Raw genomic sequence first — 501 nt, forward strand, 5'->3', positions numbered from 1 at the left:
CAATAAGAAGTATTGGTAATATTGGTGCCCACATGGAAAAAGACATTGATCTGATTATTGATGTCGACAAAGAGGAGGCTGAGCTACTCATTAGCTTGATAGAGACGTTGCTTAGCGATTGGTATGTTGAACGAGAAAACAGACGACTTAGATCAGAGAAAATAGTTGCTGCAGCTGCAGGGAAAAAAGAGCTGAAGCAACAAAATTGATGAAGCCGTCTCCGGACGGTTTTTGCTGCCATCACCATAGGTAGGCTGACCTGCTCCCCTTTGGTTAATTCACCCCGATGTTAGTAATGTCTTCATCAGCCACATGAGGACATCCCCATGAAGAAGCGTTTTTCCGATGAACAGATCATCAGTATTCTCTTCATGCCTGCGGTAATGCTTTGAGGGCTTGAATATGCGATAGTAAAAAAACAAACACTTTGTAAGAGATAACAAATGAGCGAAGAGAAATACTACGATTATCTGGTCTTAGGTGGCGTACACGATCAGCAAG

Annotated in this window: 1 pseudogene; it reads left to right on the forward strand. The window is 42.5% G+C overall.

Annotated elements, in window-relative coordinates:
- Window positions 1-209, forward strand: a pseudogene (locus tag K5E19_RS24150) (hypothetical protein); the annotation flags it as partial.
- Window positions 210-501 lie beyond the last annotated feature (292 nt).

It is taken from the genome of Enterobacter sp. RIT637, assembly GCF_019718755.1.
Lineage (GTDB): Bacteria > Pseudomonadota > Gammaproteobacteria > Enterobacterales > Enterobacteriaceae > Enterobacter.